The organism is Streptomyces sp. NPDC046831, from assembly GCF_040645305.1.
Classification (GTDB): domain Bacteria; phylum Actinomycetota; class Actinomycetes; order Streptomycetales; family Streptomycetaceae; genus Streptomyces.
Genome location: NZ_JBEYXZ010000004.1, coordinates 139,710 through 165,504, shown reverse-complemented (window position 1 = coordinate 165,504; position 25,795 = coordinate 139,710). Strand labels below are relative to the sequence as shown.

General features: G+C 73.4%; 25 protein-coding genes and 2 pseudogenes. 12 read left to right on the top strand and 15 right to left on the bottom strand.

Annotated elements, in window-relative coordinates:
- Window positions 1-36 precede the first annotated feature (36 nt).
- Together uvrB and ABZ920_RS05740 are read right to left on the bottom strand one after the other, a co-directional pair.
- Window positions 37-2,190 carry an excinuclease ABC subunit UvrB gene (uvrB, locus tag ABZ920_RS05745; RefSeq protein WP_361499155.1) on the bottom strand — a complete coding sequence of 718 codons (2,154 nt, stop codon included), beginning with the start codon at window positions 2,188-2,190 and terminating at the stop codon, window positions 37-39.
- Between the two features lie 39 nt (window positions 2,191-2,229).
- Window positions 2,230-3,096 (bottom strand): MHYT domain-containing protein, encoded by an 867-nt coding sequence (locus ABZ920_RS05740; RefSeq protein WP_361499153.1) that lies wholly within the window; start codon window positions 3,094-3,096, stop codon window positions 2,230-2,232.
- Between the two features lie 273 nt (window positions 3,097-3,369).
- Here ABZ920_RS05740 and ABZ920_RS05735 point away from each other — a divergent pair, with 273 nt between their 5' ends.
- Together ABZ920_RS05735 and ABZ920_RS05730 are read left to right on the top strand one after the other, a co-directional pair.
- Complete coding sequence (locus ABZ920_RS05735; protein ID WP_361499152.1) at window positions 3,370-4,239, top strand: glycerophosphodiester phosphodiesterase family protein; 870 nt, start codon at window positions 3,370-3,372, stop codon at window positions 4,237-4,239.
- A 90-nt stretch (window positions 4,240-4,329) separates the two neighbouring features.
- Window positions 4,330-4,884 carry a methylated-DNA--[protein]-cysteine S-methyltransferase gene (locus ABZ920_RS05730; RefSeq protein ID WP_361499151.1) on the top strand — a complete coding sequence of 185 codons (555 nt, stop codon included), beginning with the start codon at window positions 4,330-4,332 and terminating at the stop codon, window positions 4,882-4,884.
- An 81-nt stretch (window positions 4,885-4,965) separates the two neighbouring features.
- Here ABZ920_RS05730 and ABZ920_RS05725 read toward each other — a convergent pair whose 3' ends face one another.
- Window positions 4,966-5,394, bottom strand: coding sequence for a VOC family protein (locus ABZ920_RS05725; protein WP_361499149.1), 429 nt, complete (start codon window positions 5,392-5,394; stop codon window positions 4,966-4,968).
- Window positions 5,395-5,493: 99 nt separating this feature from the next.
- Between ABZ920_RS05725 and ABZ920_RS05720 the strand changes: the two genes are divergently transcribed.
- The 3 genes from ABZ920_RS05720 to corA all read left to right on the top strand — a co-directional run bounded on the left by ABZ920_RS05720 (window position 5,494) and on the right by corA (window position 8,813).
- On the top strand, window positions 5,494-6,399 hold the full coding sequence (locus tag ABZ920_RS05720) for a pseudouridine-5'-phosphate glycosidase (protein ID WP_361499148.1): 906 nt from the start codon (window positions 5,494-5,496) through the stop codon (window positions 6,397-6,399).
- Entirely contained in the window at window positions 6,396-7,400 is a 1,005-nt protein-coding gene (locus ABZ920_RS05715) for a sugar kinase (RefSeq protein WP_361499147.1), read from the top strand. The genes ABZ920_RS05720 and ABZ920_RS05715 overlap by 4 nt, the downstream gene beginning before the upstream one ends.
- A 288-nt stretch (window positions 7,401-7,688) precedes the next feature.
- Complete coding sequence (gene corA, locus ABZ920_RS05710; protein ID WP_361499146.1) at window positions 7,689-8,813, top strand: magnesium/cobalt transporter CorA; 1,125 nt, start codon at window positions 7,689-7,691, stop codon at window positions 8,811-8,813.
- Between the two features lie 22 nt (window positions 8,814-8,835).
- On the opposite strand, the gene ABZ920_RS05705 is transcribed toward corA, so the two are convergent.
- Complete coding sequence (locus tag ABZ920_RS05705; RefSeq protein ID WP_361499144.1) at window positions 8,836-9,477, bottom strand: uridine kinase; 642 nt, start codon at window positions 9,475-9,477, stop codon at window positions 8,836-8,838.
- 340 nt (window positions 9,478-9,817) lie between these two features.
- On the opposite strand from ABZ920_RS05705, the gene ABZ920_RS05700 reads away from it, so the two are divergent.
- Window positions 9,818-11,305: a glutamate synthase subunit beta gene (locus ABZ920_RS05700; RefSeq protein ID WP_361499142.1), complete on the top strand. Its 1,488-nt coding sequence runs from the start codon at window positions 9,818-9,820 to the stop codon at window positions 11,303-11,305.
- Between the two features lie 74 nt (window positions 11,306-11,379).
- Here the strand turns inward: ABZ920_RS05700 and ABZ920_RS05695 are convergent.
- The 3 genes and pseudogenes from ABZ920_RS05695 to ABZ920_RS05685 all read right to left on the bottom strand — a co-directional run.
- A pseudogene (locus ABZ920_RS05695) lies at window positions 11,380-11,532 on the bottom strand (SAM-dependent methyltransferase); the annotation flags it as partial.
- Between the two features lie 121 nt (window positions 11,533-11,653).
- Window positions 11,654-11,929: a DUF397 domain-containing protein gene (locus ABZ920_RS05690; RefSeq protein ID WP_361499140.1), complete on the bottom strand. Its 276-nt coding sequence runs from the start codon at window positions 11,927-11,929 to the stop codon at window positions 11,654-11,656.
- On the bottom strand, window positions 11,930-12,790 hold the full coding sequence (locus ABZ920_RS05685; protein ID WP_361499138.1) for a helix-turn-helix transcriptional regulator: 861 nt from the start codon (window positions 12,788-12,790) through the stop codon (window positions 11,930-11,932).
- A 201-nt stretch (window positions 12,791-12,991) separates the two neighbouring features.
- Between ABZ920_RS05685 and ABZ920_RS05680 the strand changes: the two genes are divergently transcribed.
- Together ABZ920_RS05680 and ABZ920_RS05675 are read left to right on the top strand one after the other, a co-directional pair.
- The gene (locus ABZ920_RS05680; protein ID WP_361499136.1) at window positions 12,992-13,618 is read left to right on the top strand and encodes an ATP-binding protein; all 627 of its coding nucleotides are present in this window, start codon (window positions 12,992-12,994) and stop codon (window positions 13,616-13,618) included.
- The gene (locus ABZ920_RS05675; protein ID WP_361499134.1) at window positions 13,609-14,058 is read left to right on the top strand and encodes a hypothetical protein; all 450 of its coding nucleotides are present in this window, start codon (window positions 13,609-13,611) and stop codon (window positions 14,056-14,058) included. Before ABZ920_RS05680 ends, ABZ920_RS05675 begins: the two co-directional genes overlap by 10 nt.
- 229 nt (window positions 14,059-14,287) lie before the next feature.
- Here ABZ920_RS05675 and ABZ920_RS05670 read toward each other — a convergent pair whose 3' ends face one another.
- From ABZ920_RS05670 to ABZ920_RS05660, 3 genes and pseudogenes are all read right to left on the bottom strand, one after another.
- Entirely contained in the window at window positions 14,288-14,473 is a 186-nt protein-coding gene (locus tag ABZ920_RS05670; RefSeq protein ID WP_361499132.1) for a hypothetical protein, read from the bottom strand.
- 315 nt (window positions 14,474-14,788) lie between these two features.
- Window positions 14,789-15,572: pseudogene (locus ABZ920_RS05665) on the bottom strand (nucleotidyltransferase domain-containing protein).
- A 209-nt stretch (window positions 15,573-15,781) separates the two neighbouring features.
- Window positions 15,782-16,489, bottom strand: a complete 708-nt coding sequence (locus tag ABZ920_RS05660; RefSeq protein WP_361499130.1) for a uracil-DNA glycosylase — start codon at window positions 16,487-16,489, stop codon at window positions 15,782-15,784.
- A 193-nt stretch (window positions 16,490-16,682) separates the two neighbouring features.
- Here ABZ920_RS05660 and ABZ920_RS05655 point away from each other — a divergent pair, with 193 nt between their 5' ends.
- Window positions 16,683-17,282, top strand: a complete 600-nt coding sequence (locus tag ABZ920_RS05655; protein ID WP_361499128.1) for an RNA-binding S4 domain-containing protein — start codon at window positions 16,683-16,685, stop codon at window positions 17,280-17,282.
- On the opposite strand, the gene ABZ920_RS05650 is transcribed toward ABZ920_RS05655, so the two are convergent.
- Window positions 17,279-17,779, bottom strand: coding sequence for a DoxX family protein (locus tag ABZ920_RS05650; RefSeq protein ID WP_361499126.1), 501 nt, complete (start codon window positions 17,777-17,779; stop codon window positions 17,279-17,281). The genes ABZ920_RS05655 and ABZ920_RS05650 overlap by 4 nt on opposite strands.
- A 459-nt stretch (window positions 17,780-18,238) precedes the next feature.
- On the opposite strand from ABZ920_RS05650, the gene ABZ920_RS05645 reads away from it, so the two are divergent.
- A complete protein-coding gene (locus ABZ920_RS05645; protein ID WP_361499124.1) occupies window positions 18,239-18,505 on the top strand; it encodes a DUF6343 family protein in 267 nt (88 codons plus the stop codon).
- 34 nt (window positions 18,506-18,539) lie between these two features.
- Here the strand turns inward: ABZ920_RS05645 and ABZ920_RS05640 are convergent, their stop codons facing one another.
- From ABZ920_RS05640 to rpsA, 4 genes are all read right to left on the bottom strand, one after another.
- A complete protein-coding gene (locus ABZ920_RS05640) occupies window positions 18,540-18,920 on the bottom strand; it encodes a tetratricopeptide repeat protein (RefSeq protein ID WP_361499122.1) in 381 nt (126 codons plus the stop codon).
- A gap of 50 nt (window positions 18,921-18,970) precedes the next feature.
- Window positions 18,971-19,591, bottom strand: a complete 621-nt coding sequence (coaE, locus tag ABZ920_RS05635; RefSeq protein ID WP_361499120.1) for a dephospho-CoA kinase — start codon at window positions 19,589-19,591, stop codon at window positions 18,971-18,973.
- Between the two features lie 45 nt (window positions 19,592-19,636).
- The gene (locus tag ABZ920_RS05630; protein ID WP_361499118.1) at window positions 19,637-20,575 is read right to left on the bottom strand and encodes a PAC2 family protein; all 939 of its coding nucleotides are present in this window, start codon (window positions 20,573-20,575) and stop codon (window positions 19,637-19,639) included.
- A 202-nt stretch (window positions 20,576-20,777) separates the two neighbouring features.
- Window positions 20,778-22,271, bottom strand: coding sequence for a 30S ribosomal protein S1 (rpsA, locus tag ABZ920_RS05625; protein ID WP_361499116.1), 1,494 nt, complete (start codon window positions 22,269-22,271; stop codon window positions 20,778-20,780).
- Between the two features lie 391 nt (window positions 22,272-22,662).
- Between rpsA and ABZ920_RS05620 the strand changes: the two genes are divergently transcribed.
- Window positions 22,663-23,472, top strand: coding sequence for a class I SAM-dependent methyltransferase (locus tag ABZ920_RS05620; protein WP_361499420.1), 810 nt, complete (start codon window positions 22,663-22,665; stop codon window positions 23,470-23,472).
- A 447-nt stretch (window positions 23,473-23,919) separates the two neighbouring features.
- Window positions 23,920-25,795: DEAD/DEAH box helicase (locus ABZ920_RS05615; RefSeq protein WP_361499115.1), on the top strand; the 1,876-nt coding region annotated here is incomplete at its 3' end.

The following is a 25,795-nucleotide window of genomic DNA, read 5'->3' as shown; positions in this document are numbered from 1 at the left end:
GGCGGACGTGCCGTCGGCCGCCCGCCGTGCGCCCCGTCAGACGAGGCCGGCCTCCTTCATCTGGCGCAGCTCCTTCTTCATCTCGGAGACCTCGTCGCGCAGCCGGGCCGCGACCTCGAACCGGAGGTCCGCCGCCGCGGCGCGCATCCGCTCCGTCATCTCCTCGATCTGCGCGGCGAGCTCGGCCGCGGGACGGTCGGTCGGCACCGTTTCCCCGGTTTTGGCCTTGCCCTTGGCCGCCTTCGCCGGCTTGGCGGCCTTGGCCGCCTTGTCGCCGAGCGACGGCACCGGGGCCTTGGCGCCCTTGCCGTCCTTCGTCTTGCGGTAGCCGGTGCCGAGCAGCTGCTCGGTGTCGACCTCCTCGCGGGCGATCTGCGCGACGATGTCGTTGATCTTCTTGCGCAGGGGCTGCGGGTCGATGCCGTTGGCCTTGTTGTACGCGACCTGCTTCTCCCGGCGGCGGTTGGTCTCGTCGATGGCCTTCGCCATCGCCGGGGTGATCTTGTCCGCGTACATGTGGACCTGGCCGGAGACGTTGCGCGCGGCGCGGCCGATCGTCTGGATGAGCGACGTGCCGGAGCGCAGGAAGCCCTCCTTGTCGGCGTCGAGGATGGCCACCAGCGAGACCTCGGGCAGGTCGAGGCCCTCACGGAGGAGGTTGATGCCGACGAGGACGTCGTACTCGCCGGCGCGCAGCTCGCGCAGCAGCTCGATGCGTCGCAGGGTGTCCACGTCGCTGTGCAGGTAGCGCACCTGGATGCCGAGCTCCAGGAAGTAGTCGGTGAGGTCCTCGGCCATCTTCTTGGTGAGGGTGGTGACCAGGACGCGCTCGTCCCGCTCGACGCGCTGCCGGATCTCGTGCACCAGGTCGTCGATCTGGCCCTCCGTCGGCTTGACGACGACCTCCGGGTCGACCAGGCCGGTGGGACGGATGATCTGCTCGACCTGCCCGTCCGACCGCGACAGCTCGTACTGCCCGGGGGTCGCCGACAGGTACACCGTCTGGCCGATGCGCTCCTGGAACTCCTCCCACTTCAGCGGGCGGTTGTCGAGCGCGGAGGGCAGCCGGAAGCCGTGGTCCACGAGGGTGCGCTTGCGGGAGGCGTCGCCCTCGTACATGGCTCCGATCTGGGGCACGGTGACATGCGACTCGTCGATGACCAGCAGGAAGTCGTCCGGGAAGTAGTCGAGCAGCGTGTTCGGGGGCGTGCCGGGCGCGCGGTCGTCGAAGTGCATCGAGTAGTTCTCCACGCCGGAGCACGTGCCGATCTGGCGGAGCATCTCGATGTCGTACGTCGTGCGCATCCTCAGGCGCTGGGCCTCCAGGAGTTTGCCCTGCTTCTCCAGCTCGGACAGGCGCTCGCCCAGTTCCTTCTCGATGCCGTTGATCGCCCGCTCCATCCGCTCCGGGCCCGCGACGTAGTGGGAGGCCGGGAAGACGTAGAGCTGCTGGTCGTCGCTGATGATCTCCCCGGTGAGGGGGTGGAGGGTGGAGAGGGCCTCGATCTCGTCGCCGAACATCTCGATACGGACGGCCAGCTCCTCGTAGACCGGGAAGATCTCGATGGTGTCCCCGCGCACGCGGAAGGTGCCCCGGGCGAAGGCCATGTCGTTGCGGGTGTACTGGATGTCGACGAAGCGGCGCAGCAGCTCGTCCCGGTCGATCTCGTCACCGACCCGGAGCGGGACCATGCGGTCCACGTACTCCTGCGGGGTACCGAGGCCGTAGATGCAGGAGACCGACGCGACCACCACGACGTCCCGCCGGGTGAGCAGCGAGTTCGTCGCCGAGTGACGCAGACGCTCGACCTCCTCGTTGATCGAGGAGTCCTTCTCGATGTAGGTGTCCGACTGCGGGACGTACGCCTCGGGCTGGTAGTAGTCGTAGTACGAGACGAAGTACTCGACCGCGTTGTTCGGCAGCAGCTCGCGGAACTCGTTCGCCAGCTGGGCGGCCAGCGTCTTGTTCGGCGCCATCACGAGCGTCGGACGCTGGAGCTTCTCGATCATCCACGCAGTGGTCGCGGACTTGCCGGTGCCGGTCGCGCCGAGCAGGACGACGTCCTTCTCACCCGCCTCGACGCGCCGGGCGAGTTCGGTGATGGCCTGCGGCTGGTCGCCGCTCGGCTGGTAGGGGCTGACGACCTCGAAGGGCGCCACCGTGCGTTCGATGTGGGAAACGGGCCGCATGCATCCACGGTACGACCACCCACGGACAACCGGTCCCGGTCACCGTTTCTGCGGGGTGGGGCCGCGGTGCGCCACGGGCCGGCGCGGGCGGAGGCCGGCGCGGCGGGCGGAGTGCCGCACGAGCCCGGGCGCCGGTACGCCCGGCTTGCGTTCGGCGAGGGTCCGGTCGGCCCCGCCCGCGGCCATCAGCGGGTCGAACACCACGACCACGCCGGCCAGCAGCAGGAAGGCGAACGGACCGATCAGCATCGGTGCCAGCAGGGCCGCCGGTGACTCGCCGCCGGTGGGGCCGCCGCTCGCCCCGTGCAGGTGGACGCTGACGGCGGCCATGCCGGTGTAGTGCATGCCGCTGACGGCGAGACCCATGACGAGGCTCGCGCCGAGGCTCCACATCACGCCCCTGACCTGCCCGGCCGCCCAGAGGGCGGCGGTCGCGGCCACGACGGCGATGACGACGGAGGCGGCGACGGTGAGCGTGTTGTACTCCAGCCTGCCGTCGAGGCGCATTCCGGCCATCCCCAGGTAGTGCATCGAGGCGACGCCCAGGCCGGTGATCGTACCCCCCGTGAACAGGGCGGATCCCGTGGCGCCCCGGTAGCCGACCATGAAGATCCCGATGCCCACCATCACCACGGGGACCACCAGGCTCGCGTACATGGTGGGCCGGTCGTAGTGGACCGGCGCCTCCCGGACCGTGAAGCCCATCATCGCGATGAAGTGCATGGTCCATATGCCCGAGCCCAGGGCTGCCGAGCCGAGGGCGAGCCAGCCGGGCCGCCAGGAGTGCGGGGCGAGCTGGGCCCGGGTGGTGCAGCGCAGGCCCAGGGCCCCGCCGAGGCAGGCCATGAGATAGGCCACCACCGGGGTGACGAGGCCGTAGCTGAATCCGTCGACCGTGCCGTGCATGCGCGGTAGCCCTTCCACCGTCTTGCGTCCCGAAGCAATGGTCCCCCGTCCCAGGACCGCCCGAGCGGCCGAGGTCGACAGAGAGTATGACCCCCACCGGAACGGTCGAACGATTTCCCGGCAAAGAAAACACGCCCCTGCCCCAGTTGTGCGGCACTCGTGGGCGGCCCCCGGCGACCCGTTCCGCTTGTGGCCATTCCGCACCCACCCCTCGGCCACCCTCTGCTGTCACTCTTGTGCGGTCAGTGATCATACTCACAGCGAGGAGTACGCATGCACGCGCGCGCAGTCGCCGCCACGACGACCGCGGTCCTTGGAACCGCACTGCTGTTCCCCGGCGGCGCCCGGGCCGCCGACGACACCGGGCTGCCCGTGGTCGTCGCGCACCGGGGTGCCTCGGCCTACGCCCCCGAGAACACCCTCGCCGCCGTCGACAGGGCGGCCGCACTGGGCATCCGGTGGGTCGAGAACGACGTGCAGCGCACCAGGGACGGCGCACTCGTCGTCATCCACGACGACAGCCTCCAGCGGACCACCGACGCCGAGCAGGTGTTCCCGGACCGTGCCCCGTGGAAGGTGAAGGACTTCACCGCCGCGGAGATCGCGCGCCTGGACGCGGGCAGCTGGTTCGGCCCGGCGTACGCGGGCGCGCGCGTGCCGACGCTCCAGCAGTATCTGCGCCGCGTCGAGCACAACCACCAGAAGCTGCTCCTGGAGATCAAGAACCCCGAGCTGTACCCGGGCATCGAGCAGCAGACCCTCAAGCTCCTCGGCAACGAGGGCTGGCTGGACAGCCGGCACCTGGCGAGCCGGCTGATCGTGCAGAGCTTCAGCGCCGGCAGCGTGCGGACCGTGCACCAGCTCAAGCCCGGCGTACGGACCGGGTTCCTCGGCACCCCGGCGACGGCGGACCTGAGCCGGTACGCCGCCTTCACGGACTCGATCAACCCCTCGCACGGCTCCCTGTCCGGCGGCTGGGTCTCGGCCGTCCACTCCCTCTCCGGACCGCACGGCAGGCCGCTGCGGGTCTTCGCCTGGACCGTCGACGACGCCGCCCGCGCCCGGACCGTCGCCGGCTACGGCGTCGACGGCGTCATCACGAACAAGCCCGACGTGGTGCGCAAGGCGCTCGGCGGGTCGTGACCGCGTGATCCCCCGTCGGGCGCGCCGACCGGTCCGTGGGACCCGCGTCCGGGCCGCGGCACTGTCGGTGGCGGGCCGTACCGTGGTCGCATGGACAGCAACGGGCAGTACGGGCAGCAGGTCGTGTGGACCGTCGTCGACAGCGGCATCGGTCCCCTGCTGCTCGCGGCGACGCCCGACGGGCTCGTCAACGTCGTCTTCCACGCCACCGACGCGGTGCGCGACCGGGCGCTGGCCCGGCTGGCGTCCCGGCTGGGCACCGAGCCCGTCGAGACGCCCGGTTCCCCGCTGCTGGCCGAGGCGATACGCCAGGTGCGGGCCTATTTCGCGGGCGAACGGCGCGACTTCGAGCTGGCCCTGGACTGGTCCCTGATCTCCGGCTTCAACCGGGCGGTGCTGCGCGAACTGGCCTCCGGCGTCCCGTACGGCACCGTGGTCGGTTACGGCGACCTGGCGCGCCGGACCGGGCAGCCGGGCGCGGCGCAGGCGGTGGGGGTGGCGATGGGGTCCAACCCGCTGCCGGTCGTCGTGCCGTGCCACCGGGTGGTGGAGAGCGACGGCGGCATCGGCGGGTTCGGCGGCGGCCTGGAGACCAAGCGGAAGCTGCTGGCACTGGAGGGTGTGCTGCCCGAACCGCTGTTCTGAGGCGGTTCCGGTGGCGCCCTTGGGCACCCCGCGGTGCTGCCCGCCCTCCGGGCCTTCTCCAGGCGCCGGCGGCGGGCCGCGTCAGTCGTAGTGCCGGGCCTCCACGACGTTCCCGTCCGGATCGCGGAAGTAGAAGCTGCGCCGGGCCTTGCCGCGGGCGCCGAAGGCGTCGTACGACAGCTCGGAGACGGGCACCGCGCGCTCGTCCAGCCGGGCGCGGAGCGCGTCGAAGTCGTCGGCCGTCAGGGACAGGCAGACGTGGTTGACGGGATGGCCCGCGCTGGCGGCGGCGCCGGGGAGCACGTCCATGTGCCGGGTCATGGTGAGCGGCGCGAGGTCGAAGACGGTCTCCTCGTTGAGCCGCACGGAGGGGAAGGACACCTCGCCCGCGGCGAACTCGGCGACCCGCAGGGGTTCCAGCCCGACCGCCTTCTCGTAGAAGTCCGCCGCGGCCACCGGGTCGCGCACCCACAGGACGACGTGGTCGAGACGTGCCGTGTTGTCCGTCATGGCCTCCAGGCTGCTCCCGGGCCCCACCGGCCGCAAGGGTTTGACCGGACGCGGCGCCCGCCAGAGATGAGGGAGGGGCGACAGACGGGAGGCAGGCTCGTGCTGGTGGTGTCCGAAGAGGTGCGGGAGGCGCTCGCCGCGCGCCGGCCGGTGGTGGCCCTGGAGTCCACGATCATCGCCCACGGGCTGCCACGCCCCGACAACCTGCGGGTGGCGCGGGAACTGGAGGGGGCGGTGCGGCAGGAGGGTGCCGTCCCCGCGACGGTCGCCGTGCTGGACGGGCGGCCCCACATCGGTCTCGGCAAGGAGGAGCTGGAGCGGGTCGCGCACGAGCAGGGGATCCGCAAGCTGGGGCACCGTGACCTGCCGCTCGCCGTGGCGGGGGGCGTGAGCGGGGCGACCACCGTGTCGGCGACCGCCCTGCTGGCCGCCCTGGCGGGCATCAGGGTGTTCGCCACCGGCGGGCTCGGCGGCGTGCACCGGGAGTGGACGGTGACGCAGGACGAGTCGGCCGACCTCGGGCTGCTGGCGCGCACCCGCATCACGGTCGTGTGCGCGGGCGTGAAGTCGATCCTGGACGTGCCGGCGACCCTGCAGCGGCTGGAGACGCTGGGCGTGCCGGTGGCCGGGTACGGAACGGACCGCTTCCCCGGCTTCTACCTCTCCGACTCGGGCCACCCGGTGGACTGGACGCTCCGGACGCCGGAGGAGGTGGCCGCGGTCATGCGCGCGCAGGACGCGCTCGGCGCGCCGGAGTCGGCGCTGATCGTCGCCCGGCCCGTCCCCGAGGACGAGCAGCTCGATCCGGCCCTGCACGCCCGCGTGCTCGCCGACGCGCTGCACACGTGCCAGGAGAACGGTGTCACCGGCCAGGCGGTCACGCCGTTCCTGCTCGACCACCTGGTGCGGCACACGGACGGGGCCTCGCTGCGGGCCAATCTGGCGGCCGTACGCGGCAATGTGCGGCTCGCCGGGCGGATCGCGGCGGCCTGGGCGCGGGCGTGACACCGGGCCGCACGGGCACCGCGGGAGCGACCGGCGGTGCCGCGGGCGGGGCGCTGCTGGTGGTCGGCGATGTCGTCACGGACGTCGTCGCACGGCACCGGGGGCCGCTCGCGCCGGGGACCGACACGCCCGCGCTGATCCGCCGGGTGCCCGGTGGCGCGGGAGCGAACGTGGCGTGCTGGGCCGCCCGTTGGGGGTGGGGCGACGTGCGGCTGCTGGGGCGGGTGGGCGCGGACGCGGTGGCCTGGCACGAGCGGGAACTCACCGCCTCGGGAGTGCGTTCCCGGCTCGTCGTCGATGCGGACGCGCCGACCGGGACGGTGCTCTGCCTCGTCGACACGGGTGCCGCGGCCGAGCGCACGTTCCTCACCGACAGCGGCGCCTCGTTGCGCCTGGAGCCCGGTGACTGGTCGGAGACGTTCCTCGACGGTGCCGCGTGGCTGCACCTGTCGGGTTACCTGCTGTTCTCCGAGCCGAGCCGGGCACTGGTGGCGGTCGCCGTGGCGTCGGCACGCGCACGGGGAGTGCCGGTGAGCCTGGATCCGGCGTCGGCCGGGTTCCTCACCGCACTGGGCGTCGACCGGTTCCTGTCGTGCGTGGATGGGCTCGACGTGCTGCTGCCCAGCCGTGACGAGGCGCGCCTGCTGACGGGGCTGCCCGACCCGCTGGACGCGGCGGCGAAGCTGAGCCGCTACGTGCCCCTCGTGGTCGCCAAGCAGGGAGCCGACGGTGCGCTGGTGGCCCGCGCCGGCACCGTGAGCGCGCGGGTTCCGGCCGCGCCGGCGACACCTCGGGACACCACGGGCGCCGGTGACGCCTTCACCGGGGCGTTCCTCGCGGCCCTGCTCGGGGGCGCCGAGCCGGAGGCCGCGGCGCTGGAGGGGTGCCGTGCGGGGGCGCTGGCGGTGGAACGGGTGGGGGCCAGGCCCGCGGGACCCGGCAGCGACGGTGAGGGAGGCCGCGGTGGGCAGGGACGGGCGGAGGACGGCAGCGACCGCTGAGGAGGAGGCCGCGGTCGCCACTGCGCCGGCCGTCGTGTCCGGAAGCGGGGTCGCCGCTCCGTCGGCCGTCCTGTCCGCAAGCGCGGGGCCGTGAGGGGGCCGGTTCCCCGGCCGGGCGGCCCCGGGCCCGCGGGTCCACGGGGCGTACGTCGGTGCCCGTCCACAGGCGGGAACGAAGCGGAATCGCCCGTTTCCCCAGGCCGGCCCGCCGCGTGCGCCGGCCTGGCAGACTGGCGCGCCAAGGCGCAGCGGTGTGGCGCACGGGGAGACGCACACGGGGAGATCCAGATGTCCACGGCAGGCAATCTGCGGAAGGTGACGGGCTTCGACAAGGTCGGCGGTCTGCGCCGGGTGGCACGGCTCGCCCGCCGGCGCCCGCGGGTCGACCTGAGCCATCCCGCCCGGTCCCCGCTGGGCTCCTCGGTGGTGAACTGCGTGGCGTACCGCGAGGGCGTCCGGATTCCCGAGGCGGGCGACCTGGCGGAGGCGCTCACACGCGTCCGCAGGACCGGCGGATTCGTCTGGCTCGGTCTCCACGAGCCGACCGACCAGGAGTTCGCGGGCGTGGCCGAGCTGTTCGACCTGCATCCGCTCGCGGTCGAGGACGCGGTCGAGGCCCATCAGCGGCCGAAGGTGGAGCGGTACGACGCCACGCTCTTCGCGGTGTTCAAGACGGTCTGCTACGTCGAGCACGACGAGCTGACGGCGACGAGCGAGGTCGTGGACACGGGCGAGATCATGGTGTTCCTCGGCGAGGACTTCGTGATCACGGTGCGCCACGGACGGCACGGTTCGCTCGGCCCCCTCCGTGAGGAGCTCGAGTCCGACCCGCGGCAGCTGGCCAAGGGACCGGCCGTCGTCCTGCACGCGATCGCGGACCACGTGGTCGACGACTACCTGACGGTGACCGACTCGGTCCGGGCGGACATCGACCAGGTCGAGAGCGACGTGTTCGCGGAGAACGCGGCCCGGGTCGACCCGGGCCGGATCTACCAGCTCAAGCGCGAACTGCTGGAGTTGAAGCGGGCGGTGGTCCCGCTCGGCCGTCCGCTCGAAGACCTCGCCACCCGGCCGACACGGACCGTCGATCCGGAGATACAGACCTACTTCCGTGACGTCTTCGATCACCTGATGCGGGTCAAGGACCACATCGGCTCCTTCGACGAACTGCTCAACTCGATCCTGCAGGCGCACCTCGCGCAGGTGACGGTGGCGCAGAACGAGGACATGCGGAAGATCACGGCGTGGGCCGCGGTGGTCGCCGTGCCGACCATGGTCTGCGGCGTGTACGGCATGAACTTCGACCACATGCCGGAGCTGCACTGGCGGTTCGGCTACCCGCTGGTGGTCGGTGTGATCTCCGTCGCCTGCCTGGCGCTGTACCGCGGGTTCCGGCGCAACGGCTGGCTCTGACCGGGGCTCGGCGCGGGACCGGTCAGCCGCGCCACGCCGGATGGCGCGGATCGTCGGCACGGACCAGGACGTCGGCCGTGCCGGCCGGGTCGGTCTCGGCCTCGTAGCGCTCGAAGGCGGGCAGCGTCCAGTGCTCCGCCTCCGGGGTGCGGCGGCGGAGGGCGCCCGGGGAGAGGAGGACGTGGACGGTCAGGTCGAAGGGGAACCAGTGACGCAGCAGGAGGGGGCCGTGCATCAACAGCAGCCCGCCCGGCGGGAGCTGGACGTAGGCGCTCCGGGTGGCGCGGTCCGTGGCCGGGTCCCACAGGTCGGGCAGGACGCGGCCGTCACCGCCGGGTTCGAGCGGGCCGAAGACCTCGCGCCACAGAGCGCCGGTGTCGAGCCAGCCGTCGTAGTACGACTCCACGTCCCGGTGGCCGTGCTCCAGACGCAGGGAGGCGGGGCGGAGGAAGCCCTCGGCGCCCACGACCAGCGAGGGGCGGCCCCTCAGTCGCAGCACCTGCGCCACGCGTTCGGCGAGGTCACCGGGGCGCGCGGCGGGCGCGCCGTCGAAGGCGACGCGGATCCAGCCGCTGCCGTCGGCCGGCTCCAGGTCGAGCAGGCGCTCGGCGAGGAGTTCGCCGAGCCGGTCCCAGGTGATCGCTTCGAGTCGCACACGGCCCATGATGCCCCGCGGCACCGACGGCCCCCCGTCCTGCTCCGCCCCGCGGGACCGGCGACCGGGAGACCCGTCCCGGGCAGGCGGCCGCGGCGGGGTGCCACGGCACGAGGCACGACGGCGGATCTCGGCGGGCGTCGCGCATCGGTGCTGCGGTCGTGGCGCGAAGCGGAGGCCGACACGGCCTGACACGGGCACCGGAGCCGCCCGGCACCCGAGGGGACGGCTGCCCTTGAGAAAGCGCTGTCGGGCACTTCGCGCACGGGATCGGCCGGACGTATCGTGGCCGCAGGAGTGCCGCCCGATGCCGCACGGCCCGTCGTACGCTCACGCGAGGAAGACGGCCATGGCCGATCCCAAGGGGTTCATGACCACTCCGCGCCGCGAGTGGCCCCGCCGGCCCGTCGAAGAGCGAGTCCGGGACTGGAACGAGGTGTACGTCCCGGGTGCGCTGCTGCCGATCATCGGTGAACAGGCCGACCGCTGCATGGACTGCGGCGTTCCGTTCTGCCACCAGGCCTGCCCGCTGGGCAATCTGATCCCCGAGTGGAACGACCTGGTCTCCCGCGAGGACTGGCGGGCGGCCGGTGACCGGCTGCACGCCACCAACAACTTCCCCGAGTTCACCGGCCGGTTGTGCCCGGCACCGTGCGAGGCGGGTTGTGTCCTCGCGATCAACCAGCCCGCCGTCACCATCAAGAACGTCGAGTGCGCCATCGCCGACCGGGCCTGGGAGGAGGGCTTCGTCCCGCCGCGGCCCCCGGACCGGCTGTCGGGGCGGACGGTCGCGGTGATCGGGTCCGGCCCGACCGGGCTCGCCGCGGCCCAGCAGCTGACGCGTGCCGGGCACACGGTCGCGGTGTACGAGAAGGACGACCGGCTCGGCGGGCTGATGCGGTACGGCATCCCCGCGTTCAAGATGGAGAAGCACCACCTGGAGCGGCGGCTGGAGCAGATGCTGGCCGAGGGGACCAGGTTCCGCACCTCCACGGCGGTCGGGCGGGACGTCGACGCGGCCGGGCTGCGCTCGCGCTACGACGCCGTGGTGATCGCCACAGGAGCCACGGCCTGGCGGGAGCTTCCCGTGCCGGGGCGGGAGCTCACCGGGGTGCACCAGGCGATGGAGTACCTGCCGCTGGCCAACCGGGTCCGCGAGGGCGACCTGGAGTGCTCCCCGCTGTGCGCCGCCGGCAAGCACGTCGTCATCGTGGGCGGCGGCGACACCGGGGCCGACTGCCTCGGCACCGCGGTCAGGGAGGGCGCCGCGTCCGTGACCCAGCTCGACATCTACCCCCAGCCGCGCACGGAGCGCGACGAGGACACCGAGCCGTGGCCGACGTATCCGAAGGTCTACCGGCTGTCGGGCGCCCACGAGGAGGCGCGCGACCTGCGGACGGCACCGGCCGCGGACGCCGACGCGCGGCTGTTCGCGGCGTCGACGCTGCGCCTGACCGGGGACGCGGACGGGCATGTGCGGTGCCTGCACCTGGCCGGGGTGGACGAGCGGCGCCGCCCCCTGCCCGGCGCCGGCCGCACCCTCCCGGCGGACCTGGTACTGCTCGCGCTGGGCTTCTCGGGGCCCGACCGCGGGGACGGGCTCATCGACCAGCTGGGGCTGGAGCTCACCCCGCGCGGGACGCTCGTACGGGACGCGGGCTTCGAGACGAACGTGCCCGGCGTGTTCGCCGCGGGGGACGCGGCGCGCGGCCAGTCGCTGATCGTGTGGGCGATCGCCGAGGGCCGGGCGGTGGCGGCCGCGGTCGACCGTCGTCTGACGGGCAGTTCGCGGCTCCCGGCGCCGATCGGGCCCTACGACAGGCCGATGACGGTGTAGTCCGGCAGCGACCGTCCGGTGCGGACCCCGCGCCCCGGGGTCCGCATCGGACGGGGCCCGCCGCCCCGAGGCCCCATGAACGCGCGGTCGATCAGCGCCGTCACCGGCACCCTCGGGACGAGGTCCGGCATCTGCCGGCCCGTCTCCTCGTCGACCGGGTGGTTGTTGTCCTTGCCGCCGAGGCATCGGTCGTACATGCGGGCGGGATGCGGCCTGCTCCTGTCGATCTCGACGGCGTCGGCGCCGGTTCCTGCCCGGTCATGCGGGGTCTCGTAATGGTCGGAGGCGGATGGTGAACAAGTCGGTACCAGGCATAGGAAGTGCCAGAGAAAAACAGCAGTCGGGTGGTCAGGAGAGCAGGAAGTCCGCCTCCCCGGCCTTGGCGCCCTCGATGAAGGCGGTCATCTCGTCGGAGGTGTAGATCAGCGCCGGCCCGTCGGGGTCGGTCGACTGGCGTACCGCGATCCGGCCGTCGGCGAGTTTCATCGCCTCCAGGCAGTTGCCCCCGTTGCCGCCGCTCCACGGTTTGCGCCAGCCCTCGCTGCCCAGTTCCCGGGCGGGCATGCCGTTGTAGATCCGCTCGCTGCGGATCCGCGGCTTGGGCTGGGACGTGAGGTGTTCCATTCACAGCTCCTTGCGGAGGTCCCGGAGGATCTCCCTGGTGCGATGTGCCGTGGCGGCGTGGGCCGCCATGCGGTCCATGACCTCGAGGTGGGTCGCCACCTCGGTGCGCGCGTCCAGGTAGACGGCGCCGGTCAGGTACTCGCTGTAGACCATGTCCGGCAGTTCCGGGATGGCGAATCGGAACAGCACGAAGGGCCCGTACGTGCCCGGGTGCGGCCCCGAGGAGAAGGGGGCGACCTGGAGTGTCACGTTCGGCAGCTCCGTGGCGTCGAGCAGCCTGTCGAGCTGAGCCCGCATCACCTCGGCGTCGCCGACCGGCCGGCGCAGCGCCGTCTCGTCCATGACCACCCAGAACCTGGGCGCGTCGGGACGGGTGAGCAGGCCCTGGCGCTGCATGCGCAGCGCCACGTGACGCTCGATGTCCTCGGGCCGGGTCTGGCCGACGGCCCCCGACATCAGCACCCCGCGGGCGTAGTCCTCGGTCTGCAGCAGGCCGGGCACGAAGTGGGGTTCGTAGGAGCGGATGAGGGAGGCCGCGCCCTCCAGGCTGACGTGCATCGAGAACCAGCCGGGCAGGATGTCGTGGAACCGCTGCCACCAGCCGGGCCGGTTGGCCTCCTCGGCCAGGTGCACGAAGGCGTCGGCCTCCTCGTCGGAGACTCCGTACGCCTTCAGCAGCAGTTGGAGGTACGGGATCTTGAGCCCGACCTCGGCCATCTCCATCCGGCGGACCGTGGCGGGGGCGACGCGCAGGATGCGCGCCGCCTCCTCGCGCTTGAGCCCCGCGCGCTCCCGCAGGTCCAGCAGGCGCCTGCCGAGCACGACCTGCCCGACGGTCGGCGCGGACCGCGGTTCGCTCACGCTCCACCTCCAGCAGTCGATCCGGACAGCCCTTGCGGCGCCATGCGGAGACCCTTCGAAGATTCGGCGGATCTTCGAACGATCCCAACTGGCGCTCCGCAGCATGCTGTTGCGAGCAGTGTGCCATGGCACTCCACAGCGTCACACGACACTCTGGATTTTTCAGAGTGACGCTTGCCAAGTGTTCTTGGCAGGGAGATAGTGGCAAGCGTGATTCCGTCCCTGCCCTTAGGAACAGACGCCGCCGCGGAACCTTTCGGTCCGGGTGTCGCCATGGCGGCGGGCCCCGACGGGGCCCCTGCCGAGCGCCGGTTCCGCTTCGAGCTGGCAGCGCACCCGGGTTCCCCCGCGCGGGCCAGACGTCTGGCCCGGGCCCGCCTGTCCGGCTGGTCGGTGTGCGAGGACACCTGTGAAACGGCGGACCTGGTCATCTCCGAACTGGTCACCAACGCCGTGGTGCACACCGCGAGCAGCCGGATCGTGTGCGAACTGCACGACGGCGACGACGTGGTGCGCATAGCCGTGCGCGACCAGGGCTGCGCACCGGGAGAGCCGTACTCGTCCCCGCGCGGGCCGGAGGAGGAGGAGCACGGGAGGGGACTGCTCCTCGTCGACGCCCTGTGCCGGGCCTGGGGCGCGCAGCAGGACGGGCCGGGGCTGCTGGTGTGGGCGGAACTGCCGCGTGGAGCCGCCGCGGCGCACGGCGGGGAGGAACCGCGCGGCGACCTGGGCTGGGGCGCCCGCCCCAAGCCGAACCCGTCCCGCGGTCCTGCGGACGAGGACGACGACCCGCAGGCACATCCCGGAGCGGGGGCCGCATGGCGGTGAGCGCCTCCTCCGGCTCCGGCGGCGTGCTCAGCCTGAACACCCTCGTACGCCTGGGCCGCGACCTGCGCACGCCCGACGCGCCTCGCCGGCTGGCGGTTCCCGAGGGCATGACCACGCCACTGGGCTGCGACGCCGTGGCGGTGCCCGCCGGCATCGGGCCGCGGGTGATGCCGCTCCTGCCCCGCGTCGGGTGCGTCTACGCCGACCAGGCGCACTGGTGGTGGCTCGTCCCGTCCGACTCGGACCACGCCCTCGAGTGGCCCGCTCCCGCGCACTACGCCACCGGCGCCGTCCTGCCCGACGGGGCTCGGGACCGGATTCCTGATCTCATCCACCGACCGGACGGTACGGTTCCGTACACCCCGCCGATTCCCCTGTACCTGGCGCTCTGCCACGTCACGGGGTCGACTCCGGCGTGGTCACGGCCGATCATCGCTTAGACCGCCCGCCTGCGGGCCGGCCCGCCCGTTCAGGACCGGCCGGTCCACGGGTGCGCCGTCCGTGACTCTCCCGCCCGGCCGGCCGGGCTCCGTGCTCCACGCTCTGGCGGCGAGCTGCCGGGGCGTGCCGGCGGAGGTCGTGCCGTCGTGCCCAGGACGCGCGCCGGCCGTCAGAGGCGCCGGATCACCGCCTGTGCGTCGTCACTCCCCGTCACGCCCGGGCGCGTCATCAGGCGGTCGCGTCACCGCCGCTGTCGCGGCTCCGGACGATGACCAGGAAGGTGTCGCTCGCCAGGTCCATCACGACCTCGGCGGGCAGGCCCTCCAGGCGCCGCGCATGGGCGAACTCCTCCGCCGGCCACGATCCACGCGGACCACCAGCAGGAAAGCGTTCGAGCACTGTTCGCCCGTTCACCCTGCACCTCCATGTAGCGCTGTACTCGTAGAGTTAAACGCCAACCATGGGGCCTGCGCCTCGTGCAGTGATGGTACTGAGACGTAGTTGACACTCGTTCACCGCAAAGTGCGGGCGAATTCTCAGCTTTTCGGCGGCATCGATTACGAGCGGTGACAGTTGATGTTCGCCGTGTGTTTACCCGTCCGACCCGCCGCGGCAACCGATCCGTGCGTTGCCCGGCGTCGGAGAGACCCCTTCCGGCCCGGCACCGTGTGGAGCCGACGGCCGTGGTCGCGGGGCAGGCCGGTGCCGCCCGTTCGGCGCGGCGCACCCTCAGCCCTGTTCACTCGCGTTCCGCACCGCGTCACCGAGAACGGCCTCGGCCTCACCGACCGCGTGGGCCAGGGCGTCCGGGGAGGCCGTCAGGCGGCCGACGATCCGGTCGACGGCGAGGAGGCCGGCCCGTTCCAGGAGACGCTTGTCGTTGGTGACCCACTCCCCTCGCGCGGCCAGCACGGCGTGCGCCGTCTGGGTGGCGGCGACGGCGATCGCGGCCGGCGACCTGCGTGAGCGCGCCCTTCGGCGCGTGACCCGCCTTCGCGTACTTGAGGGTCGCGGCGGCCAGGTCGTGCCATCGGCCGGGGGCGGCGCGGCGCAGGGCGGGCGGGTAGGCGGCGGGCTGTCTCAGCTCGCCGCGCAGGACGCGGTTGACGGCGAGTTCCGCGACGACCAGGTAGCTGGGGATGCCGGCCAGGTGGAAGAGCAGCGGTTCGATCCGGAAGCGTCCGTGCTCCGCCTCCGTCCACTCGTGTTCGACGACGTCGAGGTTCCGGTAGTGGACGTCGACGCGGCGCTCGTCGACCGTCAGCCAGGCGCCGCCGTTGAACACCCCGCCGCCCCACTCGCCGATGTCGCACACCTCGCCCTCCCAGCCCACGGCGCGCAGATCGCCGGGGTCGAAGCGGCCCCGGTAGTAGACGGCCAGGTCCCAGTCGCTGCCGGGTCCGTGGGTTCCCTGGGCGCGGGAGCCGCCAAGGGCCACGGCGCGGACCCCGGGGAGGGCGGAGAGCCGGTCGGCGGTGGTGTCGAGGAACGTCCGGTCCGTGAGGGACGGCACGGCTGCGGCTCCATCGGATCGCGGACGGGGCGGGCGGCGAGCCTGGACCCCCTTCCGCGGCATCGCCACCGAATGACCGCGGAGGCGGTCGCGACAGCGACTCGGCATGGACGCCATGGTCGCTGGACCGTCCCCGTGCCCGCTCAGGTGCCCGTCGCCGCATCCCCCCGTTCACGGCCGCTTCGTCCGTTCACGGCCGCACCCCCCGGTCACGGCCGCTTCGTCGGCAGACCGGCCGCTTCCGCCGCCGTTGCGAGGACGTTCCGGAGCATCGCGGGCGTGAGCCGCCCGGTGAACGTGTTGCGCTGGCTGACGTGGAAGCAGCCGAAGAGCTCCAGCCCGTCGAGCGGGACCCGGGCCCCGTGCGCGAAGGCGGGCCGCGGCCGCGGCACGATCCAGCCCGCCTCGGCGAAGGCCGGCAGTGCCGCCTGCCAGCCGAAGGCGCCGAGCACCACCACCGCCCGCAGCGTCGGCCGCAGCAGCCCCAGTTCCCGCACGAGCCAGGCCCGGCAGGTGTCCCGCTCCCCGGGCGTCGGCTTGTTGGCGGGCGGGGCGCAGTGCACGGGAGCGGTGACGCGGACCCCGTACAGCTCCAGGCCGTCGTCCGCGGACACGGAGGTGGGCTGCGAGGCGAGGCCCACGTCGTACAGCGCCTCGTACAGCACGTCGCCGGAGCGGTCGCCGGTGAACATGCGGCCGGTGCGGTTGCCGCCGTGCGCGGCGGGCGCCAGGCCAACGATCAGCAGCCGCGCGTCCGGCGGTCCGAAGCCCGGCACCGGCCTGCCCCAGTAGACCCAGTCGGCGAAGGCGGCACGCTTGGTACGGGCCACTTCCTCGCGCCAGGCGACCAGACGCGGGCAGACCCGGCAGTCCGCGATCCGCCGGTCGAGGGCGGCGAGGCCGCTGCTGGTGTCCATGCTCACCGTATGCCCGCTTCGTCCGTGCCATGCCGTCGCGCGCAGCGCCGCCGGGACGGCTCGGGGACGGTTCCCGCCGCCGCTGCTGCCGAGGCGGTCGAGCACACCCAGCGGGCGGGCGGTGCCTCGCACGCGCGGGTTGGGCGAGGAAATCCGTCCGGCCCCGGGACGTCCTGCGACTAAGGTCGGAGACATGGCTTCCGAGGGTGCTCAGGACAGGGACGCACACCGCTCCGCCGAGGAGAGCGGTCCCGCGACGCAGGAGTCGGCGGGAGCGGACGCGGTGACGCGGCAGGCGGCGGGGACGGCTGCCGGCGCCCCGCCCGTGGATCCGAAGATCGCCGCCGCCGTGGCCGCCGCCGAGGCGGCCGGTCCGGGGGACGGCGGGAGCGTGCGCATCGACAGCTGGATCTGGTCGGTGCGTCTGATCAAGACCCGTTCCACCGGTGCCGCCGCCTGCCGGGGCGGACACGTCCGGGTGAACGGCGAGCGGGTCAAGCCGGCCTACTCCGTGCGCGTCGGCGACGAGGTGCGCCTGCGGCACGAGGGGCGGGAGCGCGTCGTCGTGGTCAAGCGGCTGATCCGCAAGCGGGTCGGCGCTCCCGTGGCCGTCCAGTGCTACATCGACAACTCGCCGCCGCCCCCGCCGCGGGAGGCCGTCGCCCCCATCGCCATCCGCGACCGTGGCGCGGGCCGTCCCACCAAGCGGGACCGCCGCGAACTGGAGCGCCTGCGGGGTATGGGCGGCCTGGACGGTCCGAGCGGTCCGGCCGGCCGGCCCAAGGCCCGTTAGGCAGCCGGCCGGCCCTGCTGCCCCTTCCCCAGCCTCAGCAGCCCCAGCAGCTCCACGGTGCGCCGCCGCCGTGCCCGGGCGATGAGCAGGAGCGGCACGACGAGGATCAGCGGAGTGGCCGCGTTCCGTCCGTCGAAGGCGGTGAGCTGGACGACGAACGCACCCACCATGAGCGCGCTCAGCGCCGTCGCGGCCACCGACTGCAGGACCGGGACGAGCAGCGCGACGGCTCCGGCCAGCTCCAGGGCCCCGATGGTGTACATCCCCGCGCTCCCCCAGCCGAGCCTGTCGAAGGACTCGGCGGCCGTCGGATGCGCGATGAGCTTGGGCAGCGCACTGGCGAAGGCGTAGAAGAGGGCGAGCAGCACCTGCACCAGGCGCAGCGTGACGCGGGCCCAACGACGTCGGACGGTCTGCGTCCCGTGGACGGCGGCAGCGGGACCGCCGGTACCGACGGGGGAAGCGCCGGCGGGGGCGGCGGCGGACGTACGGAACACGGGGTCTCCCGGGGTGGCGGTCGTCGGGGTCGCTGTCGCAGGGGTGGACCGGCGCGCGCCGCGGAACTCATCGCCGTACGACGCGTTCGCTCCCCCGGCCCGTCGTGCCGCCGGTCTGCCGAGCCGCGCCGGTACCGCCCGCACCCGGACCCGTCCTCCGCCAGGAACGGTCCACGCTCAACCGGGCCTCGGCCTGCGCCTGCGCCTGCGCCTGCGCGAACCGTCCGGGGCGATCGCCCCCGGTCCCGTCCCTCGTACCCCGCATGTGTCGTCCTCTTCTCCATGCCCGTCGAACGGCCGGGGTTCGCACGGCCGTTCCAGCATCCGGCCCGCTTCACCCGTCCGAGTGAGACGGACGGGGCACGCCGACCCCGGCGCGCGGGTCCGCCGGCGCTGGCCGGGAGTCGTGGCAGCCCGCCTCACCAGGGAGTACGTTGCAGTAAGGAGAGGTGACCGGCGATGCGTACGGGCAGTGAGCCGAGAACCGCGCGCAGTCCGCTGCGGGCGCGGTTCTGGCTGTGCGTGTGGGGACTGCCCTGGGCGATTTTCGGAGCGGTGCTCTTCGCGCTGCTGGGGCAGTCCGGGTGGGCCGCCGCCTGCGCGGCGTTGGCCCTCGTCATCGCGGTCGACATGGCGGTGGTCGTCCGGCACATGCGCCAGGGCGCGCACTACCAGCCGGGTCCCGACGTCCCGCCCTACCAGCCGCCCCGGCCGCCGTCCCGTTAGCCGGCGGCGCTCCGGCGGGGCGGTGGGAGAGCGGTCAGGAGTCGAACCGCGCCCGCTGCAGGTACTCCGGGTTGGGGTCGAGCGCGGCCGCCAGCCGGAAGTGGCGCCTGGCCTGGTCGGAGCGCCCCTGCCGCTCGTAGGTGCGGCCGAGGGCGAAGTGCGCGAAGGCGTTGTCCGGCTCGCGCTCCAGGACGACGGTGAACTCCAGCTCGGCGGGCCGCAGCTGCGCGGCCGCGAAGAACGCCCGTGCGCGCAGCAGGCGGGCGGCGGTGTTCTCCGGGTGCGCGGCGATGACGCCGTCCAGCAGCTTCACCGCGCCGCGCGGGTCCCGCGCGGCGAGCAGATGCTCGGCGGCGCGGAAGTCGATGACGTGCGTCTCCGGGGTACGTCCGGGGGATCCGCTGATCTCGGGCACGGCGAAGTCCTTCCCTCACTGGCGGGGTTCAACGCCCCGTACGGACCCCGCTATTCCGCGGACGCCGTGCGAGAGCCGCGGGCCCTGCGGACCAGGTCGGCCCACACCTCCCGCACCCGCTGCTCCAGTCGCTCCAGCGGCACGTCGTTGTCGATGACGAGGTCCGCGATCCGCAGGCGCTCCTCGCGCGTCGCCTGGGCGGCCATGCGCGCGCGTGCGTCCTCCTCGGTCATGCCGCGCAGCCGCACCAGCCGGTCGAGCTGCGTCTCCGGGGCGGCGTCGACCACGACGACGAGGTCGTACAGGGGCGCCACGCCGTTCTCCGCGAGGAGCGGAACGTCGTGGACCACGACGGCGTCCTCGGCGGCGGCCGCCTCCAGCTCACGGGAACGGGCGCCCACCAGGGGGTGCACGATCGAGTTCAGGACGGCCAGCTTCGCCGGATCGGAGAAGACGATGGACCCCAGCCGGGGGCGGTCCAGGCCGCCGTCCGCGGCGAGCACCTCCTCGCCGAAGGCCGCCACGACGGCGGCGAGGCCGGGGGTGCCCGGGGCGACGACCTCGCGCGCGATGCGGTCGGCGTCGATCAGCACGGCCCCGCACGCGACGAGCAGCCGCGACACCTCGCTCTTACCGGCTCCGATGCCCCCGGTCAGGCCCACCTTCAGCATGAGCGGAAGCTTAGGGCCTGCCCCGGGAGCCGGGTCCGGCGGGCGTCAGTTGTCGCCTTCCCGCTCCGCCAGGAAGCGCTCGAACTCCCGGCCGATCTCGTCCGCCGACGGGATCTCGACGGGTTCGGCGAGCATGTTGCCCCGGGTCTCGGCGCCCGCGGCTGCGTCGTACTGGTGCTCGAGGCCTTCGACGAGAGCGGTCAGTTCGTCGTCGCCCTCGCGGATCTGCCGGTCGATCTCCGTCTGCGTGCGGTGCGCGTCGGTGCGCAGGGCGTGGGCGATGCCCGGCAGGACCAGGCCGGTGGCCGCGGTGATCGCCTCCAGGACGGTCAGGGCCGCGTCCGGGTACGGGGAGCGGGCGATGTAGTGCGGAACGTGCGCGGCGACACCGAGGACGTCGTGCCCGCCCTGGATCAGGCGGTACTCCAGCAGCGACGCGGCGCTGCCGGGCACCTGCGCCTCTTCGAAGGGGCTGCTGTGGGCCGGGACCAGGTCGGTGCGGTTGCCGTGCGGGGTGAGGCCCACCGGGCGGGTGTGCGGGACGCCCATGGGGATGCCGTGGAAGTTGACCGACAGGCGCACGCCGAGCCGCTTCACGATCTGCTGGACGGCGGCCGCGAAGCGCTCCCACTCCACGTCCGGCTCCGGGCCGGACAACAGCAGGAAGGGCGCGCCCGTGCCGTCCTGCACGACCCGCACCTCGATGGCGGGTTCCTCGTAGTCGGTCCAGCGGTCCCGCTGGAAGGTCAGCAGGGGACGGCGGGCGCGGTAGTCGACGAGCCGGTCGTGGTCGAACCGGGCGACGACCTGGTGGGGCAGCGAGTCGAGGAGCCGGTCGACGATCTGGTCGCCGGTCTCACCCGCGTCGATGTATCCGTCGAAGTGGTAGAGCATGACAAGGCCGGCCGACTCCTGGGCGAGCGCCATGTCGACGACGGCCAGGCCCTTCGGTTCCCATGCGTACAAACCCTGCGGATCAAGCACTGTGACCGCTCCTCCTCGTGTTCTCACTGCACAACGAGGTGCAGGTCGCGGGCATTCCCGCCCGCGGCCCCGCACAGCCTCCCCCAGGTCCCGCCGGCCGTCCCCGGGTGCAGCACGACGGCGGCCCGCATCCCGTTTCCGGGATGCGGGCCGCCGTCGTCGGCTGATGCCTAGCGGAGGGGAGCTACGCCCTCGGGGGAGCTCAGCTCTGGCCGCCGGCCAGCTTCTCGCGCAGGGCAGCCAGCGCCTCGTCCGAGGCCAGGGCGCCGGAGTTGTCGCCACCCTCGGAGGAGTAGGACCCGCCGCCGGACGCGGCCGGAGCAGCGGCCTCGCCACCCTCGGCAGCGGCCTGGGCGTCCGCCTCGCGGGACTTGATGACCTGCTGCTGGTGCTGCTCGAAGCGGGACTGCGCCTCGGCGTACTGGCGCTCCCACTCCTCGCGCTGCTTCTCGTAGCCCTCGAGCCAGTCGTTGGTCTCGGGGTCGAAGCCCTCGGGGTAGATGTAGTTGCCCTGGTCGTCGTAGGACGCGGCCATGCCGTACAGGGTCGGGTCGAACTCGACCGCGGACGGGTCGGCACCGAAGGACTCGTTGGCCTGCTTCAGCGAGAGGCTGATGCGACGGCGCTCGAGGTCGATGTCGATGACCTTGACGAAGATCTCGTCGTTGACCTGGACGACCTGCTCCGGGATCTCCACGTGGCGCTCGGCCAGCTCGGAGATGTGGACCAGACCCTCGATGCCCTCGTCGACGCGGACGAACGCACCGAACGGAACCAGCTTCGTGACCTTGCCGGGCACGACCTGGCCGATCTGGTGGGTGCGGGCGAACTGCTGCCACGGGTCTTCCTGGGTCGCCTTCAGCGACAGGGAGACGCGCTCGCGGTCCATGTCGACGTCGAGGACCTCGACGGTGACCTCCTGGCCCACCTCGACGACCTCGGACGGGTGGTCGATGTGCTTCCAGGACAGCTCGGAGACGTGGACCAGACCGTCGACGCCACCCAGGTCCACGAAGGCACCGAAGTTGACGATCGAGGAGACCACACCGGAACGGACCTGACCCTTCTGGAGGGTCGTGAGGAACGTCTGGCGGACCTCGGACTGGGTCTGCTCCAGCCAGGCACGGCGGGACAGGACCACGTTGTTGCGGTTCTTGTCCAGCTCGATGATCTTGGCCTCGAGCTCCTTGCCGACGTACGGCTGGAGGTCGCGGACACGGCGCATCTCGACCAGGGAGGCCGGGAGGAAGCCACGCAGGCCGATGTCGAGGATGAGACCACCCTTGACGACCTCGATGACGGTACCGGTGACGATGCCGTCCTCTTCCTTGATCTTCTCGATCGTGCCCCAGGCACGCTCGTACTGGGCGCGCTTCTTCGAGAGGATCAGGCGGCCTTCCTTGTCCTCCTTCTGGAGGACCAGGGCCTCGATCTCGTCGCCGACGGCGACGACCTCGTTCGGGTCGACGTCGTGCTTGATCGAGAGCTCGCGGCTCGGGATGACACCTTCGGTCTTGTAACCGATGTCGAGCAGGACCTCGTCCCGGTCGACCTTCACGATGACGCCGTCGACGATGTCGCCGTCGTTGAAGTACTTGATCGTCTCGTCGATCGCTGCGAGGAAGGCTTCCTCGTTACCGATGTCGTTGACCGCTACCTGCGGGGTGGTGGCGGTGGTCTCGGTGCTGCTCGTCATGTGGGAAAGGGCTCCGGTACGGACATTGAAGTCGTAGGTACTGCTTACGCCGGGAGCCCGTTTCGCTCTGCAGAAGCCGGACAGCCTAGGAAGCGTCGAACCGGTGCCGCGCCCCTTTCGGGACACCACCTGGCCGACGCCTCGACAACCGAGGGGACATACAACAGATGCGAGCGCAGCCTGCTACGTCTGAGGTGCGCAGGCCCGCAGCGCAACTTGTAGCATACGGGGGCAGCCGGGCAGGGTCAACGCACGAAGCCGCCCACGCGGGGCGGATCGCCGCATTCCCGGCACAAAACCCGTCTCCCGAGGCCACGCGAAGCGCACGGCACCCCCGCGGTGACACACCGGGGACCCGGTTGGACGGAAGAGTACGACGAGGGAGCCGATCATCCAAGAGCCCGAACCGTCCGAACCCGAGGCCACCCGGCGCGAGGCCGGTGCCACGGAGAGCGCGCGTGCCAACCGGGGCTGGTGGGACCGCAACGCGGACGAGTACCAGAACGAGCACGGCACCTTCCTCGGCGACGAGCGCTTCGTGTGGGGGCCCGAGGGGCTGGACGAGGTGGAGGCGGAGCTGCTCGGCCCGCCGGAGGAGCTGAAGGGCAGGGACGTCCTGGAGATCGGCGCCGGCGCGGCCCAGTGCTCGCGCTGGCTGGCCGGGCAGGGCGCGCGGCCGGTGGCTCTGGACCTGTCCCACCGCCAGCTCCAGCACGCGCTGCGCATCGGCGGATCGTTCCCGCTGGTGTGCGCCGACGCCTCCGCGCTGCCCTTCGCGGACGGCTCCTTCGACCTGGCGTGCTCCGCCTACGGGGCGCTGCCGTTCGTCGCCGACCCCCGGCTGGTGCTGCGGGAGGTGCGCAGGGTGCTGCGGCCGGGCGGGCGGTTCGTGTTCTCCGTGACCCATCCGATCCGCTGGGCCTTCCCCGACGAGCCGGGACCGGAGGGGCTGTCGGTCGTCTCCTCCTACTTCGACCGCACGCCGTACGTGGAGCAGGACGAGGAGGGCCGGGCGGTCTATGTCGAGCACCACCGGACGCTCGGCGACCGGGTGCGGGACGTCGTCGCGTCGGGGTTCCGCCTGGTGGACCTCGTCGAGCCGGAGTGGCCGGCGTGGAACGCCTCGGGGTGGGGCGGCTGGTCGCCCCTGCGCGGCCATCTGATCCCGGGCACCGCCGTCTTCGTGTGCGAGCGGGACTGAAGCGCGTGGGGGACGCCCGCGGCGCGCCCCGGGCAGGTCCGGGGCGCGCCGGGGGGTGAGACGGCCCGCATCCGCGGCCGGCGGGCGCTCCGGGCGTGTGGGGCGTACCCGGGGTACCCGGGAGGGGCGGCGGCACCGTACTGCGCGGGGAGGCGCCGGGCGGCGGCCCGCCCGCGCGGGAGCGCCGGGCGGCCGGCAGGCGTGCGCGAGGCGGCGGGCGTCGAGCGGCGGTCACGAGCTGCCGGCGGGGTCCAGCGGGGGTCGGGGAGCTGCCGGCGGGGGCAGCGGCGATCACGAGCTGCCGGCCGCGCCGGCGGGGGGCACGAGCTGCCGGCGGGATCCAGCGGGGGTCACGAGCTGCTGGCCGGTGCCGGCGGGGGTCAGGGAGCTGCCGGCGGGCGCCGGCGGCGGTCACGAGCTGCCGGCCGGCGTACGACACTGGTGGGCGTGATCCGTTACGACGCCCTGGACGCCCTGCCCGTGCGCGCCGCGCTGCCCGCCCTGGACGACGCCCTGGAGGGGCACGGCACCGCCGTGCTCGTGGCGCCGCCGGGCACCGGCAAGACCACGATGGTGCCGCTCGCCCTGGCCGGAGCGCTGGGCGGGGGCCCGGCACGGCGGGTGGTCGTGGCCGAGCCGCGGCGGATCGCGGCGCGTGCGGCGGCCCGGCGCATGGCGTGGCTGCTGGGCGAGAAGGCCGGCGACAGCGTCGGCTACTCGGTGCGCGGGGAGCGGGTCGTCGGGCGCCGCACGCGCGTGGAGGTCGTCACCACCGGTGTGCTGCTGCAGCGGCTGCAGCGGGACCAGGAGCTGGCCGGGGTCGACGTGGTGGTGCTCGACGAGTGCCACGAGCGGCACCTGGACGCGGACACGGTGGCGGCCTTCCTGTGGGACGTGCGGCAGGCGCTGCGGCCGGAGCTGCGGCTGGTGGCGGCGTCGGCGACGACCGACGCGGAGGGCTGGGCGAGGCTGCTGGGCGGGGCTCCGGTGGTCGTGGCGGAGGGCGCGTCGTACCCCGTGGAGGTGGTGTGGGCCCCGCCGTCGCGTCCCGTGCGGCCACCCCACGGGACGCGCGTCGACCCGGCGCTCCTGGCGCACGTCGCGTCGGTCGTGCGGCGGGCGCTGACCGAGCGGCCGGGGGACGTGCTGTGCTTCCTGCCGGGCGTCGGGGAGATCTCCCGGGTCGCCGGGCAGCTCGGGGACCTGGGCGACGTGGAGGTGCTGCAGGTGCACGGGCGGGCGCCGGCGGCCGTGCAGGACGCCGTGCTGGCGCCCGGTGGCCGGCGCCGGGTCGTGCTGGCCACGGCCGTGGCCGAGTCCTCACTGACGGTTCCCGGGGTGCGCGTGGTCGTGGACTCGGGGCTGGCGCGGGAGCCGCGCGTGGACCACGCCCGGGGGCTGAGCGCCCTGACGACGGTACGTGCGTCGCGGGCCTCGGGGCGGCAGCGGGCGGGGCGTGCCGGACGTGAGGGGCCGGGCGTGGTCTACCGGTGCTGGCCGGAGGCCGAGGACGCGCGTCTGCCGCGGTTCCCGGCGCCGGAGATCAAGGTGGCCGACCTGACGGCGTTCGCCCTGCAGGCGGCGTGCTGGGGCGACCCCGACGCCTCCGGGCTGGCCCTGCTCGATCCGCCGCCCGCCGGGGCGATGGCGGCGGCGCGGTCGGTGCTGACGGCCGTGGGGGCGGTGGACGCCCGCGGGCGGGCCACGGACCGGGGCGTGCGGCTGGCCCGGCTGGGCGTGCACCCGCGGCTGGGTCGGGCCCTGCTGGACGCGGCCCCCCTGGTCGGGGGCGAGCGCGCCGCCGAGGCCGTGGCACTCCTCGCCGAGGAGGCGCCGCGGGAGTACGGCGACGATCTGGCCGCCGCGTCGCGACTCGCCCGGCGCGGGGGCGACGCGTACGCCAAGCGGTGGCTGACGGAGGTGCGGCGGCTGCGGGGCCTGACCGGGGACTCCGCCCGCTCGTCCGGAGGGAGCGGCGAGGGGGCGGGTTCCTCCGCGGCAGTGGGTTCCTGCGCGGCAGCGGATTCGTCCGCGGGGGCGGGGTCGTCCGCGGGGGCGGGCTCCTCCGCGGCAGCGGGCTCCTCCGCGGGGACGGGGTCGTCCGCCGGAGCGGGATCCTCCACGGGAACGGACCGCACCGCGGGAACGGGCTCGCCCGCGAGAACAGACCGCACCGCGGGAACCGGCTCCCCCGCGAGAACAGACCGCACCGCGGGAACCGGCTCCCCCGCGAGAACAGACCGCACCGCGGGAACCGGCTCCCCCGCGAGAACAGACCGCACCGCGGGAACCGGCTCCCCCGCGAGAACAGACCGCACCGCGG